At 70.1% G+C, this 23359-nt stretch carries 28 protein-coding genes; 9 read left to right on the top strand and 19 right to left on the bottom strand.

Going from position 1 to position 23359, the window contains the following annotated elements:
* Positions 1-136: 136 nt before the first annotated feature.
* The 10 genes from miaB to HJG52_RS00290 all read right to left on the bottom strand — a co-directional run bounded on the left by miaB (position 137) and on the right by HJG52_RS00290 (position 8845).
* Entirely contained in the window at positions 137-1672 is a 1536-nt protein-coding gene (gene miaB / locus HJG52_RS00335; protein WP_171241610.1) for a tRNA (N6-isopentenyl adenosine(37)-C2)-methylthiotransferase MiaB, read from the bottom strand.
* Positions 1673-1720: 48 nt separating this feature from the next.
* The gene (locus HJG52_RS00330) at positions 1721-2527 is read right to left on the bottom strand and encodes a YoaK family protein (protein WP_346767490.1); all 807 of its coding nucleotides are present in this window, start codon (positions 2525-2527) and stop codon (positions 1721-1723) included.
* Positions 2528-2548: 21 nt separating this feature from the next.
* Positions 2549-3274, bottom strand: a complete 726-nt coding sequence (locus tag HJG52_RS00325) for a regulatory protein RecX (RefSeq protein ID WP_346767489.1) — start codon at positions 3272-3274, stop codon at positions 2549-2551.
* Positions 3275-3279: 5 nt separating this feature from the next.
* A complete protein-coding gene (gene recA, locus HJG52_RS00320; protein ID WP_171241609.1) occupies positions 3280-4350 on the bottom strand; it encodes a recombinase RecA in 1071 nt (356 codons plus the stop codon).
* A gap of 265 nt (positions 4351-4615) precedes the next feature.
* A complete protein-coding gene (locus HJG52_RS00315) occupies positions 4616-5449 on the bottom strand; it encodes an ABC transporter permease (protein WP_346767488.1) in 834 nt (277 codons plus the stop codon).
* A complete protein-coding gene (locus HJG52_RS00310) occupies positions 5446-6291 on the bottom strand; it encodes an ABC transporter permease (protein ID WP_171241608.1) in 846 nt (281 codons plus the stop codon). The genes HJG52_RS00315 and HJG52_RS00310 overlap by 4 nt, the downstream gene beginning before the upstream one ends.
* Before the next feature lie 3 nt (positions 6292-6294).
* Positions 6295-7230 carry an ATP-binding cassette domain-containing protein gene (locus HJG52_RS00305; protein ID WP_171241607.1) on the bottom strand — a complete coding sequence of 312 codons (936 nt, stop codon included), beginning with the start codon at positions 7228-7230 and terminating at the stop codon, positions 6295-6297.
* Positions 7231-7290: 60 nt separating this feature from the next.
* Positions 7291-7587: a DUF1905 domain-containing protein gene (locus HJG52_RS00300; RefSeq protein WP_171241606.1), complete on the bottom strand. Its 297-nt coding sequence runs from the start codon at positions 7585-7587 to the stop codon at positions 7291-7293.
* Positions 7584-8627 carry a nitronate monooxygenase gene (locus tag HJG52_RS00295; protein WP_171241605.1) on the bottom strand — a complete coding sequence of 348 codons (1044 nt, stop codon included), beginning with the start codon at positions 8625-8627 and terminating at the stop codon, positions 7584-7586. The genes HJG52_RS00300 and HJG52_RS00295 overlap by 4 nt, the downstream gene beginning before the upstream one ends.
* Entirely contained in the window at positions 8624-8845 is a 222-nt protein-coding gene (locus HJG52_RS00290; RefSeq protein WP_171241604.1) for a DUF3046 domain-containing protein, read from the bottom strand. The genes HJG52_RS00295 and HJG52_RS00290 overlap by 4 nt, the downstream gene beginning before the upstream one ends.
* A gap of 73 nt (positions 8846-8918) precedes the next feature.
* On the opposite strand from HJG52_RS00290, the gene HJG52_RS00285 reads away from it, so the two are divergent.
* Together HJG52_RS00285 and HJG52_RS00280 are read left to right on the top strand one after the other, a co-directional pair.
* On the top strand, positions 8919-9761 hold the full coding sequence (locus HJG52_RS00285) for a Rieske (2Fe-2S) protein (RefSeq protein WP_171241603.1): 843 nt from the start codon (positions 8919-8921) through the stop codon (positions 9759-9761).
* A 32-nt stretch (positions 9762-9793) separates the two neighbouring features.
* Complete coding sequence (locus tag HJG52_RS00280) at positions 9794-10285, top strand: GNAT family N-acetyltransferase (protein ID WP_171241602.1); 492 nt, start codon at positions 9794-9796, stop codon at positions 10283-10285.
* Positions 10286-10363: 78 nt separating this feature from the next.
* Here the strand turns inward: HJG52_RS00280 and HJG52_RS00275 are convergent, their stop codons facing one another.
* Positions 10364-11830, bottom strand: coding sequence for a glycosyltransferase family 39 protein (locus tag HJG52_RS00275; protein ID WP_171241601.1), 1467 nt, complete (start codon positions 11828-11830; stop codon positions 10364-10366).
* 81 nt (positions 11831-11911) lie between these two features.
* Here HJG52_RS00275 and HJG52_RS00270 point away from each other — a divergent pair, with 81 nt between their 5' ends.
* Positions 11912-12304, top strand: coding sequence for a hypothetical protein (locus HJG52_RS00270; protein ID WP_171241600.1), 393 nt, complete (start codon positions 11912-11914; stop codon positions 12302-12304).
* 4 nt (positions 12305-12308) lie between these two features.
* Here HJG52_RS00270 and HJG52_RS21485 read toward each other — a convergent pair whose 3' ends face one another.
* From HJG52_RS21485 to HJG52_RS00255, 3 genes are read right to left on the bottom strand one after another with little or no spacing between them, the layout of a single operon-like run.
* Positions 12309-12539 carry a DivIVA domain-containing protein gene (locus tag HJG52_RS21485; RefSeq protein ID WP_171241599.1) on the bottom strand — a complete coding sequence of 77 codons (231 nt, stop codon included), beginning with the start codon at positions 12537-12539 and terminating at the stop codon, positions 12309-12311.
* Positions 12540-12584: 45 nt separating this feature from the next.
* A complete protein-coding gene (locus tag HJG52_RS00260) occupies positions 12585-13166 on the bottom strand; it encodes a VanZ family protein (RefSeq protein WP_171241598.1) in 582 nt (193 codons plus the stop codon).
* The gene (locus HJG52_RS00255) at positions 13163-13906 is read right to left on the bottom strand and encodes a M15 family metallopeptidase (protein WP_171241597.1); all 744 of its coding nucleotides are present in this window, start codon (positions 13904-13906) and stop codon (positions 13163-13165) included. The genes HJG52_RS00260 and HJG52_RS00255 overlap by 4 nt, the downstream gene beginning before the upstream one ends.
* A gap of 91 nt (positions 13907-13997) precedes the next feature.
* Between HJG52_RS00255 and HJG52_RS00250 the strand changes: the two genes are divergently transcribed.
* Genes HJG52_RS00250 through HJG52_RS00240 form a run of 3 tightly spaced genes read left to right on the top strand, consistent with a single transcriptional unit; the run spans position 13998 to position 16349 of the window.
* Positions 13998-14708, top strand: coding sequence for a response regulator transcription factor (locus tag HJG52_RS00250; protein ID WP_171241596.1), 711 nt, complete (start codon positions 13998-14000; stop codon positions 14706-14708).
* Positions 14709-14718: 10 nt separating this feature from the next.
* Positions 14719-15789: a sensor histidine kinase gene (locus tag HJG52_RS00245; RefSeq protein WP_240977225.1), complete on the top strand. Its 1071-nt coding sequence runs from the start codon at positions 14719-14721 to the stop codon at positions 15787-15789.
* A 41-nt stretch (positions 15790-15830) separates the two neighbouring features.
* On the top strand, positions 15831-16349 hold the full coding sequence (locus HJG52_RS00240; protein ID WP_171241594.1) for a hypothetical protein: 519 nt from the start codon (positions 15831-15833) through the stop codon (positions 16347-16349).
* 144 nt (positions 16350-16493) lie between these two features.
* On the opposite strand, the gene HJG52_RS00235 is transcribed toward HJG52_RS00240, so the two are convergent.
* Positions 16494-17087 (bottom strand): GNAT family N-acetyltransferase, encoded by a 594-nt coding sequence (locus HJG52_RS00235; protein ID WP_171241593.1) that lies wholly within the window; start codon positions 17085-17087, stop codon positions 16494-16496.
* A 26-nt stretch (positions 17088-17113) separates the two neighbouring features.
* Positions 17114-17848, bottom strand: a complete 735-nt coding sequence (locus HJG52_RS00230) for a DinB family protein (RefSeq protein ID WP_171241592.1) — start codon at positions 17846-17848, stop codon at positions 17114-17116.
* A 69-nt stretch (positions 17849-17917) separates the two neighbouring features.
* On the opposite strand from HJG52_RS00230, the gene HJG52_RS00225 reads away from it, so the two are divergent.
* A complete protein-coding gene (locus HJG52_RS00225) occupies positions 17918-18661 on the top strand; it encodes a class I SAM-dependent methyltransferase (protein ID WP_171242965.1) in 744 nt (247 codons plus the stop codon).
* A 107-nt stretch (positions 18662-18768) separates the two neighbouring features.
* Positions 18769-18912 (top strand): PGPGW domain-containing protein, encoded by a 144-nt coding sequence (locus HJG52_RS00220; RefSeq protein WP_171241591.1) that lies wholly within the window; start codon positions 18769-18771, stop codon positions 18910-18912.
* A gap of 44 nt (positions 18913-18956) precedes the next feature.
* Here the strand turns inward: HJG52_RS00220 and HJG52_RS00215 are convergent, their stop codons facing one another.
* Both HJG52_RS00215 and HJG52_RS00210 read right to left on the bottom strand, forming a co-directional pair.
* Positions 18957-19400 (bottom strand): hypothetical protein, encoded by a 444-nt coding sequence (locus HJG52_RS00215; protein ID WP_171241590.1) that lies wholly within the window; start codon positions 19398-19400, stop codon positions 18957-18959.
* The gene (locus HJG52_RS00210; protein WP_171241589.1) at positions 19400-20032 is read right to left on the bottom strand and encodes a dihydrofolate reductase family protein; all 633 of its coding nucleotides are present in this window, start codon (positions 20030-20032) and stop codon (positions 19400-19402) included. Before HJG52_RS00210 ends, HJG52_RS00215 begins: the two co-directional genes overlap by 1 nt.
* 128 nt (positions 20033-20160) lie before the next feature.
* Between HJG52_RS00210 and HJG52_RS00205 the strand changes: the two genes are divergently transcribed.
* Positions 20161-20970, top strand: a complete 810-nt coding sequence (locus tag HJG52_RS00205; protein WP_171241588.1) for an LLM class flavin-dependent oxidoreductase — start codon at positions 20161-20163, stop codon at positions 20968-20970.
* A gap of 78 nt (positions 20971-21048) precedes the next feature.
* On the opposite strand, the gene HJG52_RS00200 is transcribed toward HJG52_RS00205, so the two are convergent.
* Positions 21049-23190 carry a DEAD/DEAH box helicase gene (locus tag HJG52_RS00200; protein ID WP_171241587.1) on the bottom strand — a complete coding sequence of 714 codons (2142 nt, stop codon included), beginning with the start codon at positions 23188-23190 and terminating at the stop codon, positions 21049-21051.
* Positions 23191-23359 lie beyond the last annotated feature (169 nt).

Genomic DNA, 23359 nt, shown 5'->3' with positions numbered 1-23359 from the left:
GGACAGCCATCCACCGTCGTCCAAAGCAGGCGCGGCGAGTGAGCCCCCGATTGCGAGGATCGCAACAGTGACGACGAAGATGGTCCGCGGATCCTCACGATCCAGGATCCAGCGCCACCCCACGGTTCGCGTGTCCTCAGGCGCCGCAGGCGGGGGCCGCGGTCGGTGCGGTCGACGGCTTGCCGAGGGACGGCATACCCAACGACACGGCCGGCTTGCCGGGGACCGGCGCGTCCTGCAGGGCTGCCCAGGCGTCGCCACCCTTGGTGCGGCGCACGGCATACGTGCCACCACTGAGGGCGGCGTCAGCCACGAGATGGTGGGGCGCGCCGTACGTGACACCGACGGTGACCATGTCACCCGGGCGCGGCTGCTCCGCGCCCTCGGGCACCGCGAAGTGGACCAGCCGGTTGTCACGCGCTCGCCCGGACAGGCGCCGGGTCTCGGTGTCCTTGCGGCCCTCGCCGGTGGCGACGAGCACCTCGACGTCGCGGCCCTCGACGCGCCGGTTCTCGGCCCAGGAGACCTCCTCCTGCACCTCGATCAGCCGGTCGTAGCGCTCCTGCACGACCGCCTTGGGCAGCTGGTCCGGCATCGTCGCCGCGGGCGTGCCGGGGCGGATGGAGTACTGGAAGGTGAAGGCGCTGGAGAACCGTGCCTCGCGCACGACCCGCAGCGTCTCCTCGAAGTCGGCGTCGGTCTCCCCCGGGAAGCCCACGATGATGTCCGTGGTGATCGCGGCGTCAGGGATCTGCGCGCGGACCTTGTCGAGGATGCCGAGGAACTTGGCGCTGCGGTAGGACCGGCGCATCGCCTTGAGGACCTGGTCTGAGCCGGACTGCAGCGGCATGTGCAGGCTGGGCATGACGTTCGGGGTCTCGGCCATCGCAGCAATGACGTCGTCGGTGAACGCCGCCGGATGCGGGCTGGTGAACCGCACCCGCTCGAGCCCGTCGATCTCACCGCACGCGCGCAGCAGCTTGCCGAACGCGAGCCGGTCGCCGAACTCCACGCCGTAGGTGTTGACGTTCTGGCCGAGCAGCGTCACCTCGACGACGCCCTGCGCGACGAGCGCCTCGATCTCGGCGAGGATCTCGCCGGGCCGACGGTCGGCCTCCTTGCCGCGCAGGCTCGGCACGATGCAGAAGGTGCAGGTGTTGTTGCAGCCCACCGAGATCGACACCCAGCCGGCGTACGCCGAGTCGCGCCGCGTCGGCAGCGTCGACGGGAACGTCTCGAGGCTCTCGAGGATCTCGACCTCGGCCCGCTTGTTGTGGCGGGCCCGGTCGAGCAACGCGGGGAGGCTGCCGATGTTGTGGGTGCCGAAGACCACATCGACCCACGGCGCCTTCTGCACGATGGTCGAGCGGTCCTTCTGTGCCATGCAGCCGCCGACGGCGATCTGCATGTCCGGGTTCTTCGTCTTGACCGGGCGCAGCTGGCCGAGGTTGCCATAGAGCTTGTTGTCGGCGTTCTCACGCACCGCGCAGGTGTTGAAGACGACCACGTCGGCCGCCTCGGGGCGCGCATCCGCGGGCAGGCTGTTGACGTCGACGTAGCCGGCCGTTTCGAGCAGCCCGGCGAGGCGCTCGGAGTCGTGCACGTTCATCTGGCACCCGTGGGTGCGCACGTCATAGGTCTTGGCTGCGGCGTGGTCGGCTGTCGTTGTCATGGCACCGACAAGGGTACGTGCTCCGCCCGCCCCGGTATGCCGCGTGGCTCAGCTCGCTGCGTCACGCGCCTCCCTGCGTGCGGACGCGGAGCGGGCATCTGCCACGAGCGGTGGGGCGGCGACGACGAGCAGGACCAGGGCTGGGGCCACCAGCACCGGGAAACCCATGGCGAGGTAGCCGGCCGCCCCGGCGATGCCGCCGACGAAGAACAGCGCCACGAGTCCGGCGAGCATGCCGAGCTTGGGAAGGTCGGCGGTGACGGGCGGCTGGCCGGCCAGACGGCTGCGGTAGGCCAGCTTGCCCAGCTCGATGCCGATGTCGGTGACCATGCCAGTGACGTGGGTGGTGCGGATCTGGGCGGCCGAGATCTTGGTGATGATCGCGTTCTGCAGGCCCATCGTGAAGCACAGGACGGCGACGAACACGAGGTCACGGTGACGCCAGGTCAGCTGGTCGGCCAGCGCACCGAAGGCCAGGATCAGCAACGCCTCGAGCACCAGCACGGTGGCGTACCGCGCCTCGTGGTGCCGGCGCCTGCCCCAGTTGAAGAGAACGGCGCAGGTCATCGCGCCGACGACGAACGCCGTGATCGCGATGAGCCCGATCCGCACCAGCCCCCACGAGCGGAGCACGATGTGGTCGGCCACCGAGGCGGTCAGGCCGGTCATGTGCGAGGTGTAGACCGACACGGCCACAAAGCCGACCGAGTTGAGCGCGCCGGCGATGAACGCGAGCAGGTTGGCCAGGTGTCGGTTGCGCCGCGGGGTGCGGGTCGCACCGGCGACCGTGCGAAGCCGGCGCCACACGGTCGGCACGGGCCGTGCCTCGTATGCCGCCGGGTCGCCTTCGCTCACAGCGGGAGGGTACGGCTTCGCTCAGTCGCGCTGGTGCTCGGGCGCCTGGCGCACGGCCTCGCGGATGACCTGCATCGACAGGTCGGCCGGGTAGCCCTTGCGGGCCAGCATCCCGGCGAGCCGCCGCGTCTGGACCGTGGCGTCGAGTCCGTGCATGGTGCGCAGCTTCTTGGCGACGAGACGCTCGGCCTGCGCCCGCTCGTGCTCGGGGCTGACCTCGTCGAGGGCCGCCTTGGCGGTCTCGTCGTCGACGCCCTTGGTCCGCAGCTCGCGCGCCAGCGCGCGTTTCGCGAGCCCGCGGCTGGCCTGCTGCGAGCGAACCAGCATCCCGGCATAGGCCTCGTCGTCGACCAAGCCCACGTCAGTCATCCGGTCGAGCACACGCTCGGCGACCTCGTCAGGGCAGTTGCGCTGGCGCAGCTTGTCGTGCAGCTGCTTGCGACTGCGCGGCGCCATCGCGAGCTGACGAAGCACGATCGAGCGGGCGACGTCCTCCGCATCGGGCTCGCCGTCGCGGGTGCGCGGGTCGCTCTCCGGGTCACCAGGGATCGGCTGCCACGCCTTCGGGCGACGCCGACGCCCCGCGCCCGGCTCGGCCTGCACGTCCGGCTCGCCCTGCGCGGCCGGCGTGGCCGGCGTCGACTGCGGGCCGGGCTCGGCCTGCGCGAACCACGCCGGGCCGCCTGACGACGTCGAGGCCAGGGCCGCCTCGAGGGCAGCCCTGGCCTCGTCGATCTTGTCGGTCATCCGGCTCAGAACTCGACCGGGACCTCGGGCACCGACTCGGCCGGCTTGTCGACCTGCGGGCCGATGCCGAGCTTCTCCTTGATCTTCTTCTCGATCTCGTTGGCGAGGTCGGGGTTGTCCTTGAGGAAGGTGCGCGCGTTCTCCTTGCCCTGACCGAGCTGGTCGCCGTCGTAGGTGTACCAGGCGCCGGACTTGCGGACGAAGCCGTGCTCGACGCCCATGTCGATCAGGCCACCCTCGCGCGAGATGCCCTGGCCGTAGAGGATGTCGAACTCGGCCTGCTTGAACGGCGGGGACACCTTGTTCTTGACGACCTTGACGCGGGTGCGGTTGCCGACCGGGTCGCTGCCGTCCTTGAGCGTTTCGATGCGTCGCACGTCGAGGCGCACCGAGGCGTAGAACTTGAGCGCCTTGCCACCGGTCGTCGTCTCGGGCGAGCCGAACATCACGCCGATCTTCTCGCGGAGCTGGTTGATGAAGATGGCTGTGGTGCCGGTGGTGTTGAGCGCACCGGTGATCTTGCGCAGCGCCTGCGACATGAGGCGGGCCTGGAGACCGACGTGGCTGTCACCCATCTCGCCCTCGATCTCGGCGCGGGGCACGAGCGCGGCGACCGAGTCGATGACGATGATGTCGAGGGCGCCGGAGCGGATCAGCATGTCGGCGATCTCGAGCGCCTGCTCACCGGTGTCGGGCTGGCTCACGAGTAGCGCGTCGGTGTCGACACCGAGCTTCTTGGCGTACTCGGGGTCGAGCGCGTGCTCGGCGTCGATGAACGCCGCGATGCCACCGTTGCGCTGGGCGTTGGCGACCGCGTGCAGCGCCACCGTGGTCTTACCGGAGGACTCCGGCCCGTAGACCTCGACGACCCGGCCGCGCGGCAGACCGCCGATGCCGAGGGCGACGTCCAGCGAGATCGACCCGGTAGGGATGACCTCGATCGGCGGACGCACGTCGTCGCCCAGGCGCATCACCGCGCCCTTGCCGAAGTTCTTCTCGATCTGGCCCATGACGGTGTCGACCGCCTGCGCCTTCTTGTCCAGGGGTGCCCCTGTGGGGTTGGTCGGTGCAGCCATCTTCGCCACGCTTCCTTCTTTCTGCTCGTGTCGGGCGCGCCTACCTTCGACCCGATGCCGTTGCCTTGATGCGTTGTCGGGTCAGACGCTAGGTGGCGGGTCCGACAGTCGTCCCGGGCCGATTCGCAGCCTGTGGACGAGGGCCTGCCGTCCTGTCACCTGTGGATGAACCTACCGAACACGTGTTCGACAGGTGGGAGGCGGGGCGCGACACGCCGCGCGAGTTTCCCGGTATGCCGCGTGGTCACCTCGCGGCATACCTCGCCTACGAGAGCAGCAGCTTCTCGAGGCGGCGGGCGGCACCGACCACGCCGAACAGGCCGAGCACGAGCAGGTAGGCCACGTGCCCCAGCACGCCCCACCCCACGTCGCCGAGCATCAGCGCCCGCTCGAGCGCCACACCGTGGTAGAGCGGCGTCGCCCGCACGAACCACTGCAACGCCTCCGGATACGTGGCCAGCGGGAAGAAGGTCGCCGAGAAGAGGAACATCGGCTGGATCGCCAAGGTGATGTAGTCGAAGTCGACCCACGAGCGCATGAACGTCGTCGCGAACATCCCGACCGCCGCGAATGCGAACCCGATCAACACCCCGGCGGGTAGCGCCAGCAGCGCCCACCACGAGCGCACGGCCCCGGCCAGCACCGCCACGACGAGGAAGGCCGCCGAGTAGAGGCCGCCGCGGATCAGCGACCACGCCACCTCCCCCACGGCGATGTCGCGCGGCCCCATCGGGGTGGCGAGCACGGCGTCGTAGAGCTTGGCGTACTTGAGCTTGAAGAAAAGGTTGAACGTGGAGTCCATGACGGCGCCGTTCATCGCCGAGGCGGCGAGCAGCGCGGGGGCGACGAACTGCGGGTAGGTCACGACCATCCCCGAGTCGGTTGTCACCGTCTTCACGAGCGCACCGATGCCGATGCCGAGGGAGAAGAGGTAGAACACCGGCTCGGCGAACCCGGTGACCAGCGCGATCCACCCGTGCCGGAACGACCGGACGTTGCGCTCGACCAGCATCCGCGCGAGCCCGGCGCCCGCCGGCATCGGCATCGCCCGGGCCACCCGCGAGACCAGCGGCGTCCGAGGAATCGTCGGTGCGCTCACGGCAGCAACCTCCTCGCGAAGGCGCGCCGGGCCAACCAGGCCCCGCCCGCGGCATACCCGACCAGGACCAACAGGTGCCCCACGAAGGGCAACCACGACACGTCACCCACCGACACGGCCCGCGCCGCGGAGACGCCGTGCCACAACGGCGTCACCCAGGCAACCGGCTGCATCCATCCGGGCAGCTGGTCGATCGGGAAGAACGTGCCGGAGAAGAGCATGAGCGGCGTGATGATCCAGCGGTAGACGATGTTGAACCCGTTGTCCCCCTCCTGCGTGGCCGTGAACGCGAAAAGCGGTGTGGAGAAAGCCAATCCGGTCAGCACGGCGATCGGGAGGCACAACACTGCCCACCACGAGTCGAACCCACCGAACAGCGCCGCGATCGCCATGAAGACGGTCGTCGACATCACCAGGTGCAGCGCCACCGCGAGCCAGTGCCCGGCGAGCACGTCCCGCACACCGAGCGGCGTGGCGAGCTGGGCGTGGTAGTTCATGTTCCACTTGATGTAGCCCAGGACCTGGTAGCTCGACTCGCCCCACGCCACCCACAACGTCTGCGTCACGACGATCGCGGGGACCACGAAGTGAAGGTAGGGGACCCCGTCGATCCCGCCCGCACGGTCGTCGACGAGCGCACCGAGCCCGATGCCCATCGACAACAGGAACAGCACCGGCGACAGAACGCGGGTGACGACCGATCCGCGCCAGGTGCGCCGGTAGACCGCGAGGTGGTAGCCGAACGCGGCCAGCACGCGTTCGAGCGCCGACATGGGCTGACGTATGCCGTGTGCCGCCCGCGCGCCCGTGGGCGGCGGTTCGTGGGTGGTCGCCTGGGTCACCGTTCAGTCCACCAGGGTCCGGCCGGTGAGGTGGAGGAAGACGTCCTCGAGCGTCGAGCGCCGCACCAGCGACGACAGCGGCTCGACCCCACGCGCGTGCACCTGGGCGGAGGCCTCGTCGCCGTTGTCGGCGTAGAGCAGGAGGCGGTCGGGCAGCACCTCGACGCGCTCACCGATGCCTGCGACCTTGTCGGCGTAGGCGCCGTGGTCCTCGGCGTCGAAGCGCAGCTCGAGCACCTCCCGGGTCGAGTAGTCGTCGATGAGCTGACGCGGCGAGCCCTCGGCGACGATGCGGCCGTGGTCCATGACGACCAATCGGTCGCAGAGCTGCTCGGCCTCGTCCATGTAGTGGGTCGTCAGCACGAGCGTCACGCCGGAGCGCTTGAGCCGAAACAGCCTGTCCCACAACACATGTCGCGCCTGCGGGTCGAGGCCCGTGGTGGGCTCGTCGAGGAGCAGGATCTCGGGCGCGTTGATCAGCGAGCGCGCGATGGTGAGGCGTCGCTTCATGCCTCCGGACAGCGGCTCGACCTTGTCCTTGGCGCGCTCGGTGAGCTGGGCGAAGTCGAGCAGCTCGGCGGCGCGCTCCTTGACCTCCTTGCGCGACAGGCCGAAGTAGCGGCCGTAGATCCAGAGGTTCTCCTCGACGCTGAGCTCCTCGTCGAGCGTGTCGCGCTGGGGGCAGTTGCCGAGGCGGGCACGGATGGCCGGCCCGTCGGTGGCGGGGTCGAGCCCGAACAGCCGGAGCTCTCCCCCGGTCACCGGCGACACGCACCCGACCATGCGCATCGTCGAGGACTTGCCGGCGCCGTTGGGACCGAGGAACCCGAAGCACTCGCCCCTGCGGACGGCGAAGTCGATGCCGTCGACGGCGGTGAACTCCCCGAAGGTCTTGGTCAGGCCGCGAGCGCTCAGCAGGATGTCGTCGGTGTCAGGCACGTTTCACCACGCTACTGATATTCACCGACAGCGTTCACCCGGTTTATCCGGCGTGCCGGCTCACAGGTGGACGGCGGTGATGGTCACCGTGGCCGGCTGGCCGGCGGCAAGCCCTTCTGCCTTGCGCACGGCCGCCTTCATCGGCAGCACGTACGCGGCCTGCTCACTGCTGGGGAACAGCGACGTCTGCCACGTCGTCCCGCCGCACGTGACCTCGACCTTGACCGAGCCGAATCCCCCGGACCGCCCTTCGGCCAGATCGGCGATCTCGTCGCTGACGTCCTCGGAGACCGTGAGCATGTGGAAGCTGTGCCACATCCACAGTGGCGCCGTGACGGTCCAGGAGGGACGGCTCATCCGCGCGCCTGGGTGAGCTCGGCGAGGAGCGTCAGCGCGAGGTCGGTTGCAGGCATCGCCCTGACTCGCGCGTGTCCCGTGCCCGCCCACAGGTGGACGAGCTCGGCCTCCCCCGTGGCCTTGCCGTGGGCGCGCAGCGGCGCCGTGAGGTGGTGGACATGGGGGTATGCCGCAGGGGCGGCATCGCTGAAACGTTCCGTCCACGTCGTGGTCAGGGCTCGCGCGCTGCGGCCGGTGAAGCATCTGGTCACGACGGTGTCCGGTCCGGGTTCGCCGCCCGGAGGCTCGTGGTTGGTCAGCTCGTGCCGGTGGACCTCGGCGGTTCCGGCCTCGGGGGTGGCCATGAAGGCGGTGCCGAGTGCGACCGAGCTCGCCCCAGCCGCAAGGACTTCCGCCGCCTCGGCGCCCGTGACTACTCCCCCGGCTGCGATGACCGGCAGATCGGTGCGCTGCCGAACCGCTGCGACGAGCTCGCGCACCGGCAGCTGCTGGTGGCCGGTATCGACCGGGCCGCCGCGGTGACCACCCGCCTCCCAGCCCTGGAGCACGAGGCCGTCGACGCCGAGCTCGCGCGCCCAGTCGACCTCGTCGGGCTCGTTGAGCGTCACCCAGACCTCTACCCCGGCCTGCTGGAGCCGGGTCACGACGTCGTCCGGCGGCCACGCGAACGCGAAGCTGACCACGGCCGGAGCTGCCTCGACCAGCACGTCGACCTTGGCCGCGAAGCTGTCGTCGTCCCACCTCGCCTCACCCAGCCCCACGCCAGCGGCCGCGGCCCACGGCTCGAGCAACGCGGCATACGCCATGACGTCGCTGGCGGCGCCGGGTGGGTTCGGGGAGGGTGCAAAGATGTTGACACCAAAGGGCTTTGGCGTCGCTGAGCGTAGGGCGTCGATGTCGTCGCGGAGGCGGTCGGGGCTGAGGTAGGCGCCCGCGAGGAAGGGGAACACTCCTGCCTCGGCGACCGCGGCGGCGAGCGCTACCGTGCTGGGTCCGCCGGCCATGGGCGCCAGGACGAGGGGCAGGTCGACGACAGTCACGGCGCAGCCTTGGGGTCGATGCCGAGGCGTCGCGACTCGGGGACGTCCATGTCGTCGCACAGCGCGAGCCAGACGCGCCGCGGCGGGACACCGGCCTCGAGCGCCTCGTTGACCGTGCGGTCGTCGAGCGCGTGGATCGCGTGTCGCTCGGCGAGGGACGCGGCATACGCCGACCCGAACTCGCCGTCCATCAGGTCCCAGAACTTGCTCAGCCGCACGCCCCCACCCTAAGCGCGACGGTCGGCATGCGTGCCGCGTGGTGAGGCGATAGGACTGAGGAAGGAGGTCCGCATGCAGACAGTGATCAGGGACATCGAGGGCTGGTCGTCACTCGACCCGCTGTCCGGCAAGCTCGCCGGGTGGGTGGAGAAGGTGACCGCACCACGCCTCGTCAAGAACGCGTTGTCCGGAGGATGGCTCGGGCACCAGCTCCACCCCGCACTCACCGACGTCCCGATCGGGGCCTGGGCCATGGCCACTGTGGTCGACGCGATCGGCGGGGAGAAGGGCGCGGAGGTCTCCCGCCAGCTCGTGGGGGTCGGCATCCTCGGAGCTGTCCCGGCAGCGTGGACCGGTGCGTCGGACTGGTCGAGCAGCTACGGCCCCGAACAGCGGGTGGGTCTGGTGCACGCAATCACTAACTCGGCCGGGACGCTGCTGCAGGTCGCGTCATGGGTGGCGCGGCGACGTGGACGCCATGGGACCGGTGCCGTCCTCAGCGCGGTGGGGCTAGGCGCGACCGGTGCGGCGGCCTACCTCGGTGGGCACCTGACGCTCGTGCGCGGGGTCGGCGTCAACCACACGGCCTTCCAGGAGGCCCCCGGTGACTGGACCGATGTGGCGGCGGAGGTCGACCTCGTGGAGGGCACACCGAAGCGGGTCGAGGCAGCAGGGGTGCCGGTGATGCTCGTGCGCCGCGGACCGCGGGTCCTGGCGCTGTCGGCGGTGTGCACCCACGCGGGCGGACCGCTCGACGAAGGCACCCTGACCGACGACGACTGCGTCGAGTGCCCGTGGCACGGCAGCCAGTTCCGGCTGACCGACGGCGCGGTCGAGCGTGGGCCGGCGTCGGTGCCCGAACCTGTTTGGGAGGTCCGGCTGGCCGACGGTCGGGTGTCGGTGCGCACCCGCTGAACGCGGGAAACCGGGTGTGCGAGGGTGGGCGCGTGACCTCGCTGGAGCGGCTGCGGCCCGACCATGCCGACGCGGTGCTGGAGTTCGAGCGGGCCAACCGTGCCTGGTTCATGCGCTTCATCGGCGACCGCGGCGACGCGTACTTCGCGGAGTTCCAGGCCCGCCACGACGCGTTGCTGGCCGAGCAGGAGTCCGGTGAGGGCGCCTACTTCGTCCTCGTGGACGCCGAGGGCGCAGTGGTCGGCCGCTTCAACCTGATCCTGCTCGACGACGGAGTGGCTGAGCTGGGCTATCGCATGGCCGAGCACGCTGCCGGGCGCGGGCTGGCCACCGAATCGGTCCGCGAGGTCTGCCGAATCGCGTTCTCCCAGATGGGAATCCACACGGTCCGCGCGGCCACGAGTCTCACCAACATCGCCTCGCAACGGGTGCTGCTCAAGGCCGGCTTCGCACCGGACGGACCAGCCGACCCGTCGGCGGTCGGCGGCAAGCCCGGCTCCTGGTTCGAGCGCCGATCCGGCTGATCCGGCCCGGGCGGTCCCGGCCTACGGGCTGCCAGGGGCGCAGCCTGTCGCGCCTCTGGCATCCCGGAAGGGCGGTCTTCAGTCGAGGTGACGGAACCTGGGCCAGAGCGTCGACCACGACTCGCGCGGGTCACGGCAGACCGCCACCGGGGCGTCCTGCTCCTCGTTGTCGACGTCAACCCCGTTGTCCAGCGTGGCGACCACGTCGCAGCTGCCGAAGTAGCCGCGCACCTCCTCGAGCTGGTAGCCGACGACGAGCACCGACGTGGCCGCGTCGGGTGGGCGCGGACCGAGGTCAAACAGCGCGTTCTGCCCACTCACCGGCCCGGGCAGGCCGAGGGGTCGACCGAAGCGCGCGATCGCACCCGCCTCGCCGTAGTTCGACGCGATGACGACCGTGGGCCGTGGCTCGGGTGCCTGCCGGTATGCCGCGGCCACCTGCTCGACGTAGCGCGGCCACCCGACCTGGTCGGCGACGAGCGGCCCGATGTCGGGCAGCGGCGTGGCTCCGACCGACCGCAGAGGCACGATCGGCAACGCCAGCACCAGCGAGACGCATGCGTTGAGGGCCACCAGTGCAATGGCTACTAGACGCCAAACCCGTTGGCCCACAAGCCACTTCGCGACGGGCACGCACCCCGCGGCATACGCGATGCTCAGGAGGTGCACCGGGTAGTGCGGCTGCGCGCCGGACACGATCGTGAAGGCGATCATCGCGAGACACGCGACCGCGAGGAACCCGACCCGGCCACGTTGCGGGCGACGCAGCAGCCAGACCAGCCCGGTCACCCAGACGACCGCGAGCGGCGGACCAAGCATCACGAACAGCAGCCACGGCACCTGCGCCCGCACCTCACCGGCGTTGCTGGCGGCGAGTGCCGACCCCATGGCGAGCTGGGGCCAGCCGTGCGTGGCCTGGTAGACGAGGTTGGGCAGCGTGACGATCGCGGCGACGAGCCCGCCCAGCCACGGCCATGGCGTCTCTAGCTGACGGCGTGGGCCAAGCAGGAGGATGCCGAGCAGGAGCGAGATGACAACCGCCGCGACGATCCAGCGGTTGTATGCCGTGAGGCCGGCGAGCGCTCCCGCGGCCAGCCACGCGCGGGGTGAGCCCCGGACCGCGCGGATCATCGCGAGGGCGACGAGGAGCAGCAGCGGCAGGTCGATGGTCGAGGTCAGCAGGATGTGCCCGACCATCAACGGCATCGCGGCGAACGCGTAACCCCAGGCCGTCAGGGCCTGGGCGCCGCGCCCTCCCCCGAGCTCACGGCATACCAGGGCAAGGACGATGACCGATGCGGCCGTCGCCAAGGTCGCAGGCAGGCGCAAGGCCCACGGATCGTCGGCCAGGTGCGTCGTCAGGCGGGCGATGAGCGGCGTGAGTGGCGGCTGGTCGACGTAGCCCCAGGCCGGTGGGAGCATCCGGTAGTAGAGCTCGTCCCGGTGGTAGCCATAGCCCTGGCTGCCGAGGGTGAGCGCGACCGCCTGCGCCGCCGCGGCGGGCAGGACGAGGCGCCACGCCACCGGTGCCCGCTCCCCCGTCACACGCGCCAGCCTGCCTTGCGCGGCAGCCGATGTCGATGAAATGCGTCTGCCCCTCTGGGTCTCGCTCGACATACTGTCGACATGCACCCCAGCCTCGCGATGCTGCGCGGCATCGTCGAGTCGCATGCCGCGGACCGGGGTTACCGAGTGGTCGACGCAGGGCTCGATAGGGACGGGTACCTCGCCATCGAACTCGGGCTACCGGGGAGGGACGGGAACGCACACGTGACCCTCAACGGCGAGGTGTTCGTGGTGTCCTTCGAGGGCGGCTACTCATGGACAGAGTTCGCCTACGACGAAGAGGACCGACGGGATGTTTTGGACGCAGTGCTGGGCCTGGTCGACTCCTATGCGGATCCGCGGAGCGTGGAAGTGACCGTCCGGCGCCGCTGGCGTCGTGCCCGCAAGGAGTTGCGTCTCACGAACGGAGCAGTCCTGCGCACGCGAGGGTGGAGCCAGGGACCGACCGGATGAACGATCAGGACGGTGCGTCACCGCGCAACCACCGGGTGGCGCGGTCCTTGAGGCCATCCCCTGCAGGTGGTTGGGGCGGCGTCGGCGCCTGGGGGCCGGGGCGACCGCCCTGTTCGTAGTAGCGCAACGTCTGGACGACCTGATCGAGAAAGTCGTCGACTTCGCGCTCGTCATACCCGCGGCGGAAAGAGGTCGGGGTGAAGCTGTAGTTGGTGACGTCCTGCGATGTCAGCATCTGCCCATCATGCGCCTCGGAAGCCGTCCGTGGGACGACGGCGGGTCACCGTCTCGCGAGCGGGGCCAGTGGGCGGGGCTCCGGAATCGGTCGACGGCGTCGCGCCCACCACGGCCAGGACAGGGTCGCGGCGATCGTGGCACCGGCGGTGTTGAGCAGGATGTCGTCGACGGACGAGACGCGACCCAGCTCGAGGACGTGCTGCATCACCTCGATCAGGGTCGACACCGCCCCGGCCAACAGGACGACGCGCGGGAACGTCGCCAGACCCGCGAACCGGACCGGCGCGAAGAAGCCGAGCGCCGCGAGCAGCAGCAGGTTCCCAACCACCTGGAAAGTCGACATCGTCGCAAGGTCACGCAACGGCTCGAGGCTCACCGCGGCATACTCGGCAGGCCCGCCGGGCAGCATCGTGAGCCACACCCCCGGCACCGTCCCGTAGACGAGCGCGACCTCGGCGAACGACCGGCGCCACGCCACCCGTGCGCGGACGCCCGACCCGATCCTCCCTCCCGCGAGGGCGCACACCGCCAGCAGCGCCAGTGGCAAGACGGCCACGGTGAGCGCCACGACACCGGTCACGGTGCTCGTCCAGCTCTGCGCGTCGAGGACGAATCCGCCTGTCATTGCTGCATCCTCGGGTCCTGGGTGGGGTTGGCGTACATCGCCGGGCACCCTGCGTTGACAGCGTCCGGACGCAACTCGAAGTGCCACGGCTCGTTGCGGTAGATCTGGCACAGGCCGTAGCCGGCGCCGTGCCTGCCCAGCCACTTCGCCGCCTTCGACGGGCCGAGATCGACCGCGTCACCAGACACGTGCTCGGAGGTCTTCGGCGTCGCCACCCACTTGCGCGCCTCCGCTTCGGAACCGTACTTCGCGATGGCGTCGTCCAGGAGCTTTTGCTGGTATGCCACGGAGCGCCACCCGCTGTTGACGTCGAACACGATGCCGTCGTCGCGGGCCTCGAGGGCGGCTCGCTTGAGCGCCGCGAGGAGGTCCGGGTCGAGGTTGGCCACCGAAGGAGCCTTGCTGTCGAAGACCGTCACCCCCTGGCTGCCCTGACCGCCTTCGCCCTGGTCGCTGCCCCGGGTCGCGGAGGCCGCCTTGGTTGCGGCCTTGGGTGCTGCGGGTATGCCGTGGGAGGTGAGCTCGCCGGTCGTCGCCTGCCGGACCGGCCCGCTGGCGTCGGTGGGCAGGGAGCTGCCTTCGACGGGTTGCCAGGGGCCACCGGTGTCCAGGACGAGGGCCAGCACCATGGCGGCCACGGCCAACCCGGCTGCGGCGGTGACGGTGAGGACCGCGATGCCGACAGGGGTGCGTCGGCCGCGACCTCGCAGGTCGGTGCGGATCTGTGGACTGTTGGTCATGCGCCCAGTCCAGTGACCCCGGTGTTGCAGGGGCGTATGCCGTTTTGGATATGCCCGCGATATGCGCCGCCTCCTAGGCTCAGGTCTTGTCATGCGAGTTCTGGTGGTCGAAGACGAGCCGTACCTGGCCGAGGCGATCCGCGATGGGCTGCGCCTCGAGGCGATCGCAGCCGACACGGCCGGCGACGGCGACACCGCGTTGGAGCTGCTCAGCGTCAACGCCTACGACATCGCCGTGCTCGACCGCGACATCCCCGGACCCTCCGGCGACGAGGTGGCGGCGCGCATCGTCGCGTCCGGCAGCGGCATACCAATCCTCATGCTCACGGCGGCCGACCGGCTGGACGACAAGGAGTCCGGCTTCGAGCTCGGTGCCGACGACTACCTCACCAAGCCGTTCGAGCTGCGCGAGCTGGTGCTGCGGTTGCGGGCACTGGACCGGCGGCGCGGCCAGAGCCGTCCCCCGGTGCGGGAGATCGCCGGATTGAGGCTGGACCCGTTCCGCCGTGAGGTCTTCCGCGACGGCAGGTACGTCGCGCTGACGCGCAAGCAGTTCGCCGTCCTCGAGGTCCTCATCGCTGCTGAAGGAGGGGTCATCAGCGCCGAGGAGCTCCTGGAACGGGCATGGGACGAGAACGCCGACCCGTTCACCAACGCGGTGCGCATCACGGTCTCCTCGTTGCGCAAACGGCTCGGTGAGCCCTGGGTCATCGCGACGGTGCCGGGCGTCGGCTACCGCATCGACACGGCATACGAGGCCGGACCCCGACCCGCGCCGAGCACCGGTGACGCGCGTGGTTAGGCAACCCGGGCTGAGCGTGCGGCTGAAACTGACGCTCAGCTATGCCGGGTTCCTCATGGTGGCGGGGGCTTTGCTGCTCGTCGTGGTGTGGCGGTTCCTGTTGTTCTACCTGCCGCCCGACGTGCAGCTGGGGCGGGGCGACTTCGGGCCGACGCGCACCGATGTGATCGACGCGTTCCTCCCGCGGGCTGGTCAGGCGATGTTGTTCCTGCTCGTCTTCGGGCTGGTGGGTGGGTGGTTCCTCGCCGGGCGGATGCTCGCTCCGCTGTCGGCCCTCACCCAGGCGACCCGGCTGGCCGCCCGCGGGTCGCTGTCGCACCGCATCGAGCTCCCGGGACCGCAGGACGAGTTCCGTGAGCTGGCCGACAGCTTCGACGACATGCTCGCCCGCCTCGAGGCGCACGTCGCCGAGCAACAGCGCTTTGCTGCCAACGCCTCCCACGAGCTGCGCACACCGCTTGCGATCACCCAGACCCTGCTGGAGGTGGCGCGCAAGGACCCGGACACCGACCCGCGGGCGCTGGTGGAGCGGCTGGGCATCGTGAACGACCGGGCGATCGCCCTGACCGAGGCGCTGCTCCTGCTGAGCCGAGCCGACCGACAGGCGTTCATCCGCGAGCCGGTGGACCTGTCCCTTCTCGCGGAGGAGGCGACGGAAACCCTTCTGCCGCTTGCCGAACAGCGCGGCATCACGATGGAGGTCACGGGTGCGACTGCTCCCGCGACCGGCTCGCCGGCGCTGCTGCAGCAGCTGACGACGAACCTCGTGCACAACGCGATCGTCCACAACCTGCCGGGCGGAGGTCGCGTGTGGGTGTCGACAGCCGAGGCTGCGGACGGCACGAGGCTCACTGTCGAGAACACCGGCGCGCACCTGCCCCCTGCACTGGTGTCCACCTTGGTCGAGCCCTTCCAACGCGGCTCGGAACGTGCGCGCAGCGACCACGCGGGCGTCGGCCTCGGCCTGGCGATTGCACAGACCATCACGCGGGCCCACCACGGCACCCTCGGCCTCACCGCCCGCGAGGACGGCGGCCTGGTCGCGACCGTCACGCTGCCGTCGCGGGCCCACCTTCCATGAGCACGCGAGGGGACAGGCACGGGGGCAACCCGTACCACGAAGTGGGACCCGCAGCTCTGGGTGCGGCGCTGCTCTTCGGCGTCGGCGCCTTTGTGGTGCTGGGCATCTTCATGGGCCTTGACTACTTCAGCACCCGTGACGACCCGACCGAGCTTGCGACCGTCGTGTCGATCGAGCCGTCCGGCACCATGGAACGGTGCGGCCCCAAGGCGCTCTCACCGAACACGCCGGGTGAGCGGACGACCTACCGCTCGGAGGACCCTCCGTCGGGCCTCCCCGACGAGTTCGGCGTGAACCACTGCCCGAACGAGGGTTACGAGGTGGGTGACGTCGTCCCCGTCCGTCGCTCGGGCCCAGCCGAGGACGACATCACGGTCGAGCCCATCGAGTCGGCAGGTCAGTGGCTCGGCATGGCGGCGGGTGCCGCAGTCATGGCGGGCATCGCCGCCGGCGCATTCACCGCGGTGAAAGAAGGGTGGGATGTTTTCCGTCGTGAGCGCAAGAAGCGTCGTCGTGCAGCGCGCGCCGCAGGCTCCGACGACGGACCTGCACGCGAGTGACAGGCCGAGGGTGGCATCAGCCGGCAGGACGGCCCGTGGTGACCACATGCGAACCCGGGGTTCTCAATTCGACAACCCAAGTTCGTATGTCGCAGTACCTCTGGTGGCTCTCCTGCCAGACGTCGGTCCGGGGTCTGCCTGCCCTCAGGTGGACGCGCCAAGGCGGCGTCGCACCACTCGCCGTCGCAGGGTGGGTGCGGCCACGACCTCGTAGCCGGCCTCGAGGAAGACTTGGACCAGTCCTACGGACGCCTCGTCCCAGATGACCTTCTTGCCCGGCGGCGGCTCAATCGGATAGCCCTCCAGCACGGCAGCGCCGACTCGCCCTCCGTACTCGACCGTCGCTGCCGCGAGTTCATAGGTCAGCCCGGCCCTGCGGTGGTCCTTGCCCACGACGAAGCACGTCACGGACCAGACGCCCTCCAGCTCGGGATCCATCCGCATCCACGGCTGCTTGCGGGCCCACAGCCGTGGGTAGTTCTCGCGCGGCTCGACCGCGACCCAGCCGGCCGCTTCCCCGTCGACGTACCCGATCAGGCCCGACGTCGGACCGTCCGTTCCGCACCCGGTCTGCTCGAGCAGGGCGGCGTCGCGCTGCTCCTGGGTGGTGTCCCGCCAGATCCACCCCGGCACCTTCATCGCTTGGCAGCGGCACTTGCGCGCACCGCCGCTGGCGAAGACCGCTTCGACGTCGTCGACCGACGCCTCGTTGGCCGGGAGCCAGGTGAACTCGGGCATGACTCGTTCCTACCCCACGCGGGCCATCAGGACGAGCGTTCGGGTGCGGTGTCGTTGCGCGAGAGCTTGTCCAGGTCGCGCACGCAGAACCGGTGGTGCTCGAACTCCTCGGTGAGCACCGTGCCGAGGCACTGCCGCACGGTTCGTCCCCGCGCGTAGGGCGGCCACCTGTCGTCGTCGGGCACGGGCGCCGTCTGCGCGAGCTGTTCCGTGGTCACCCCCGCCAGCCACTCCTCCACCTGCGCAGCGTGCCGCGCGCGGATCGCCAACACCTCGTCGAGCGTCGGCTCGGCTGACGGATCAAGCTCGGGTTCGCGGTCCATGACGTCCGTCGGTCCGAGGCCGTATGCCGTGAACGGCTCGGTCACGCCGAGCACACACCGGCGGAACCACGAGTCGTGGACGAAGACGAGGTGACGCAGCGTCTCGAGCATCGACCACTCCCCGTCGACGCCCTGTCGCTCGCTGCCCTCGGGCATGGAACGCACCCGCTCGACGGTTGTCGCCCAGTCACCCTGGAGCTCCCTCCACGCCGCCCCCAGGTCCGACGGATCGTCGGAACGCAGCAGCACCCGCACGGGGTACCGGCGGTCTAGCTCAGCCTCGACGTAGGGCATCACCTCGACGCCGTTGACCACCAGCCCGGTGACCAGCCCGTCGATCTCGGCGTCCTGCATGACCACACCCACCAGCCGAGCACCGCTGAGGTCGCACTCCCGGAACTCCGCGCCGGTCAGGTCCTCATCCTCGAAACGTCGCACGATGAGCAGGCTAGGCCGCCCCACCGACACCCCACCCGGCGTACGCGTAGCCTTGGCCCGGTGTCCGGCATGCATTTCGAGCAGATGGCGGCCGACTACAGCACCGCTCGGCCGCGCTACCCGGTTGGCCTGCTCGACCTGCTCCATGCCGAGGGCATCGTGGGCCAAGGGAAACACTTGCTCGAAGTGGGTGCAGGGTCGGGCCTGGCCACCCGCGACCTTCTGCGATTCGGGAGCACGGTCGTAGCGGTCGAACCCGGCGCTGAGCTGGCCACCGGCCTGAGCCGCCTGGCCCCCGAGGTCGAGGTCATGATTACGCGGCTCGAAGACGCGGACCTGCCGGACCACAGCTTCGACTCAGTCGTGGCAGCAACTTCGATGCACTGGGTAGACCTCCCGGTTGCCCTACCCAAGCTGCACACAGCCCTCCGCCCAGGAGGATGGCTCGCGGTATGGCGCCACTGCTTCGGCGACGATGCTGTCACGACACCATTTCGGCACCGGGTCGAAGAGATCGTGACGGCGCGTGCTCAACCACCGGGCAGTCCGGCCCCTCGTCGGGACGACCGACCCACGATGGACGAACTGAGCGCAGGCGGCTGGTTCGAGCCCGTTCGGACCGAGTCCTGGCGATGGTCGATCGACCTCACGGCCCAACAGGCGCGTGCACTCTTTCGAACCTTCAGCGACTGGAGCAACCGCGAAGTGGAGGCTGTCGGCCGAGCCGTGGCAGACGAAGGCGGAACAGTCACCGAGCACTACCGCACCGTGCTGCACCTCCTACGAGGTTCCACCGCCGTCCCGCAGATCTGACTCTGGCGATGACCCTGACCGAAGTACAGCTTCCTCGAACACTCGTCGCCGCCCCAATTCGCAACGTCAAAACTCGGCCAGAGACCAGGTCACGTACGCTCCCACTCGTGAGCAAGCTGCTGATCGTTGTCGGGGCCGTGATCGCCGTCCTCGGAATCGTCCTGATCCCGTTGCCTGGCCCGGGCTTCCTGCTTCTCGCCCTGGGGGCCGTCCTCCAGATCGTCGGACTGGTGCTGAGAAGGAAGGCTTGAAACCTTCGTCGCCCACCCTTGACTAGGACTGTCGCGAGTCCGGCTCAGGCCCGTTCGAAGATGAGGTCGAAGTCCTTGCGCCAGGACTTCCCCTGGTCCTCCGACGCCTCCCACCGGCCGTCGATCCGATCGGCCCCGACGGTCCCCACAAACCGCTGGTAGAAGTCCGGGTCCTCACGACTCAGCGTCCACTCACCGCCGCCGAAAGTCATTGCAAACACACGGCATACGCCTCGCTCGTCGTGGTAGAGGGCGGTGTAGGCGTTCCGCGCGTCGCTGCGTCCCAGCACGAGCACCTGCTCGCTCGTCGCACCGCCCACGTCGCCCTGCATGGTCCAGCGGAAGTCGACGAACGCGTCACTCAGCCACACGCCCGTCGCCACCCCCGGCACCTCCAGGTCGGTGGGGTCGAGGAACCACGCGTTCGTCAACGTCGTGCGCCACTCCCCCGTCAGGACGTCCAACGCCTCCATCGCCTCGCTGCGCATCAGCTCACCCTCCCGCGGTCCGTTCCGCCGTCCTTCACGGCATACCGCACATGCGTCGCGTAGGGCGAGCTCCACGTGCCCAGCACCTCGAGCTCGACGTCCTGGTCGAAGCCCTCGAACAGCCGCTTCCCGCCTCCGAGCACCACCGGCGCGGTCGAGATGGCGAGCTCGTCGACGACCCCGGCCGCCAGCCCCTGCCGGATGAGGTCCGCGCCCCCACCGAGCGACACGTTCGCGTCGCCCGCGAGGTGACGGGCCGTTGCCAGGGCCGCGTCGAAACCGTCCACGAAGAGAAAGCCGGCCGACTCCTCCGGCTGGTCCTCGGTGCGGTGCGTCAGCACCACCAGCGTGCCCGGGAACGGGTTCTTCCCACCCCACGCCCCCGCCGCCTCGTACATCGCGCGCCCCACGATGCCGCCGCCCATCCCCTCGACCAGCGACTCGAAGTACTCGCGGTCGGCGCCTTTCATCCCCTCGGTGTCGCGGGCCTCGTCCGCGTACGACCACGGCCCACCCATCACCCAGTAGTGCAGCCGCTCCCCGCCGATCCCGAGCCCGTGCTCTGGTCCGTCGTCCGGCCCGACGATGTACCCGTCGACCGAAGTCGTGATCGCGGCGATGACCTTTCCCATGATTCCTCCTTGGTTGCGGTGTCGACAGGTGAGACTGTCGCCGGCGTCAGGAATCATCGTTCGATGAGTTTCGCGGGGCCCGAAGGTCCACCGTCGCATGAGGGACAGCGCATGAGAGACAGGCAGCCATGACCAGACCATTCCGCTTCGGCGTCGTCACCCCCGTGCTCACCGACATGGCGTCGTGGCGTGACCGCGTGCGGCTCATAGCCGACCTCGGCTACTCCACGCTGATGATGCCCGACGTGCCCGGCTGGCAGCCGTCACCGGCGCCCACCCTGGCCGTCGCGGCCACGCTCACCGACCTGCGCGTCGGCACCTGGGTCTACGCGTCGCCGTTCCGGGAGCCTTGGCAGACCGCGTGGGAGGCGCACTCGCTGACGCAGCTCACCGAAGGCCGGTTCGAGCTTGGCATCGGCACCGGCCGCCCAGGCATCGAGGACCAGCTCGCGAGCTACGGCATGCCGGCCCCCTCAGGGCCCCAGCGGCTCGACCAGATCCGCGAGACGGTCACGAGGCTGCGCGAGCTCGACGGGCCGGACACCCACACCCCCGTGACCATGGCCGTGCTCGGTCCCCGGGCGAGGGCCCTGGCCACCGAGCTGGCCGACACCGTCACCGTCGTCATGGCTCCGGGCCAAACGCGCCAACAGGCGGCCGCGGTCGCCCACGAGCTGCGAGCGGCACGCGACCTCGAGCTCGCCCTGCACGTCTCCGTCGTCGGCGATGGCGTTGCGGCCTTCATGGCCTCCGCACAGGAGACCGACCCGGCGGCCCTGCGCGAGTCCGACTCCTTGGCCTACCTTCCCGACGACCCCGCTGCCGCGATCGACCTGCTTCAGTCGAGGCGGGAGGAGTTCGGCGCCTCCTACGTCGTCATCGGCGCCGACTTCGCGCAGACGATGGCGCCCGTCGTGGCGGCGCTCGTCGGTCGCTGACACCAACAGGTATGCCGCGGGGGCGGCGAGGTGCGCACCTCGCCGCCCCCGCGGCATACCTCGTGAAAAGCGTTGCCCTCACTCGGGAAGCGCGGCTGCCGCCTTCTGCTCCAACGCCTCGGTGAGCAGCGCGATCAGCGCCTCGAGCTGGATGTCGGCGGACGAGCCGATCTCCTCGTCGGACCCGTCGAGCGCCCGTGCGGCCAACCCGGCCTTGTCGTCGATGAGAACGGCGATCTTCGGGTCGAGCGTCTGGGCGGCGATGATGCGCCAGGCGGTGACGGGTTCGGTCTGGCCGATGCGGTGGACGCGGTCGATGGCCTGCGTCTGCTCGGCCGAGGTCCACGACAGCTCGGAGAGCACGACGTTCGAGGCGACCTGGAGGTTGAGCCCGACGCCGGCGGCCGACAGCGAGCAGACGATCACCTGCACGTCGGGGTCGTTCGTGAAGGACGCGATCGCGTCCTCGCGTGCCTTCTTGGTCTGGTCGCCGCGGATCGAGGAGTACCCCAGACCGCGCTTGGCGAACGTCGCCTCGGCCACGTCCATGACGTCGATGTGCTTGGCGAAGAACACGACCTTGCCGACGTTGCGCGCCAGCTGCGCGGCGTAGTCGGCCGCGAGCTCGGCCTTGGCCTGGCCGATCTTGCGCATCATCGTGAAGACGTTGTCGCCGGTCTTCTCGGCCGCGCTGTCGCGCTCCGCCGTGGCGACCCGGCGCACCAGCGCGTGGTCGATGCCCTCGCCTTCGACGACGACCGACCGAGCAGCCAGCGCCGCCTCGTAGCGAGACACCAGCCGCCGCGCCAGGTCGGCCTCGGCCGCCCGGATCGAGCGCCCCGCCTCGTCGTCCAGCTCGACGGGAATGTCCGCGATCCGCCGGGCCGGGATGTCCGCGGCCACGTCGATCTTGCGCCGCCGCACGATGCCGAGGTCGATCACCGAACGCCGCGCCGCGGCATAGAAACCCGACTCCGCGGGCGTCAGCCCGTTCTCCTCCAGCGCCGCCTTGAGCGCCGGCCGCGGGCCCTTGTCGTCGATCCAGCCGAGGAACTGCCAGATGGCCTTGAAGTCCTCGATGTCGTTGATGAGCGGGGTGCCGGTGAGCGCCATGAGCAGCGGGTTGGCGCGCCGCGCGCGGATCCGCTCCGACAGCTCGAGCACGTGCTGCGAGCGCTGCGACGTCTTGTTCTTGATGAAGTGCGCCTCGTCGACGACCATCCCGTTGAAGCCGTGGTTGCCCAGCCAGCCGACATGCCGGTCGAGGATCTCGTAGTTGACGATGACGATGTCGGCGAACCCGTCGATCGTCTCGCCGTCACCGTGGATCACGGTGGCGGTGCGCCGCGGGGTCCACAGCTCGGCCTCGTGCGCCCAGTTGGCCTTGACCACGTTGGGGACGGCGACAAGCAGCGGGAACGCGTCGGCCGCCTCGGCCGCGAGCAGCGCCTGCGCGGTCTTGCCCAGCCCGGGCTCGTCCGCGAGCAGGAACGTCCGGTGACCGTCCGCCGCCGACTGCACGAGCTGGGCCTGGTGGTGCATGAGCTCCATGCCGCGGATGCCGTGGGGCAGCTCGGTCGGCTCCGGGAGCGGCATGCACGTGGAGTCGCCACCGGACTCGAACGCGCGGAACAGCGGGGTGAGCAGCTCCCAGCCGCCGAGCCGGTTCGTCGTGGGGCGCTTGAGCTGTTGCACCGCCGAGTAGTCCGGTGCGAGGAACGGGTTGGCCAGCTGCCGCGCGATCGCCTGCGGCGGGGCCACCCGCCGCGACGTGGTCGTCGATGTCGCCACCGGCTCGGGCTCCGGCTCCTCCTCGACCTCGATGCCGGCCTGGCGGAGCATGTCGTTCTTGAGGCTCTTGGCCGCGGACGACACGGGTGCGTCCTCGGCGAGCAGTGCGAGCAGCGAGGTGTCGCGCACTGCGGTCTTGGCGAGGATCGTCGCGATCCCATCGAGCCGGGTGAGGATGTTGGTGCGCTCGGTCTCGGGCATGGCTGCATCGGCCTTGACCCGGGCGCGCTCCCCGCGCACGAGGAGGGCGATGACCTGGTATGCCGTGCGGCCGCTCGGGCGGACGGCGCCGCGTTGCGCGGCCGCCTCCACCTGGCGGACGGCCTTGGCCAGGACGGGAATGATGCCCTCGTTGTCGCGGGGTCGCCGGTCACGCGTGGCGTTGTTGCCACCACGCGCGCCACCACGACGCGATGCTTGCTGTGCCAAGCGGAGCCTTCTCCTCGAAGTGTTGCCACGACCCGAAAGCCGTAGGGCTGACGCACGGTGCGTCAGCCCGTGAGGTGCCGCGACCGCGGGCGCCGGCCACGCGGCATACCGACCGGCGTGACGTGCGCTGGGGACCACACCCCGGTCCCCGTGTCGCGAAGCGCCCGCA

The sequence above is a fragment of the Knoellia koreensis genome (assembly GCF_013041615.1).
Classification (GTDB): Bacteria; Actinomycetota; Actinomycetes; order Actinomycetales; family Dermatophilaceae; genus Pedococcus; species Pedococcus koreensis.
The sequence above is the reverse complement of the archived record's forward strand: the minus strand, read 5'-3'. Positions and strand labels throughout refer to the sequence as shown.

Bases quoted from the DNA above. Each gene is read 5' to 3' on its own strand.
- HJG52_RS00210 (WP_171241589.1), bottom strand. From the start codon at position 20,032: ATGGGAAAGGTCATCGCCGCGATCACGACTTCGGTCGACGGGTACATC.
- HJG52_RS00255 (WP_171241597.1), bottom strand. From the start codon at position 13,906: ATGACCAACAGTCCACAGATCCGCACCGACCTGCGAGGTCGCGGCCGA.
- HJG52_RS00300 (WP_171241606.1), bottom strand. From the start codon at position 7,587: ATGAGCCGTCCCTCCTGGACCGTCACGGCGCCACTGTGGATGTGGCAC.
- HJG52_RS21485 (WP_171241599.1), bottom strand. From the start codon at position 12,539: ATGCTGACATCGCAGGACGTCACCAACTACAGCTTCACCCCGACCTCT.
- recA (WP_171241609.1), bottom strand. From the start codon at position 4,350: ATGGCTGCACCGACCAACCCCACAGGGGCACCCCTGGACAAGAAGGCG.
- HJG52_RS00260 (WP_171241598.1), bottom strand. From the start codon at position 13,166: ATGACAGGCGGATTCGTCCTCGACGCGCAGAGCTGGACGAGCACCGTG.
- HJG52_RS00270 (WP_171241600.1), top strand. From the start codon at position 11,912: ATGCACCCCAGCCTCGCGATGCTGCGCGGCATCGTCGAGTCGCATGCC.
- HJG52_RS00325 (WP_346767489.1), bottom strand. From the start codon at position 3,274: ATGACCGACAAGATCGACGAGGCCAGGGCTGCCCTCGAGGCGGCCCTG.
- HJG52_RS00235 (WP_171241593.1), bottom strand. From the start codon at position 17,087: ATGCCCGAGTTCACCTGGCTCCCGGCCAACGAGGCGTCGGTCGACGAC.
- HJG52_RS00215 (WP_171241590.1), bottom strand. From the start codon at position 19,400: ATGCGCAGCGAGGCGATGGAGGCGTTGGACGTCCTGACGGGGGAGTGG.
- HJG52_RS00250 (WP_171241596.1), top strand. From the start codon at position 13,998: ATGCGAGTTCTGGTGGTCGAAGACGAGCCGTACCTGGCCGAGGCGATC.
- HJG52_RS00205 (WP_171241588.1), top strand. From the start codon at position 20,161: ATGACCAGACCATTCCGCTTCGGCGTCGTCACCCCCGTGCTCACCGAC.
- HJG52_RS00285 (WP_171241603.1), top strand. From the start codon at position 8,919: ATGCAGACAGTGATCAGGGACATCGAGGGCTGGTCGTCACTCGACCCG.
- miaB (WP_171241610.1), bottom strand. From the start codon at position 1,672: ATGACAACGACAGCCGACCACGCCGCAGCCAAGACCTATGACGTGCGC.
- HJG52_RS00225 (WP_171242965.1), top strand. From the start codon at position 17,918: ATGCATTTCGAGCAGATGGCGGCCGACTACAGCACCGCTCGGCCGCGC.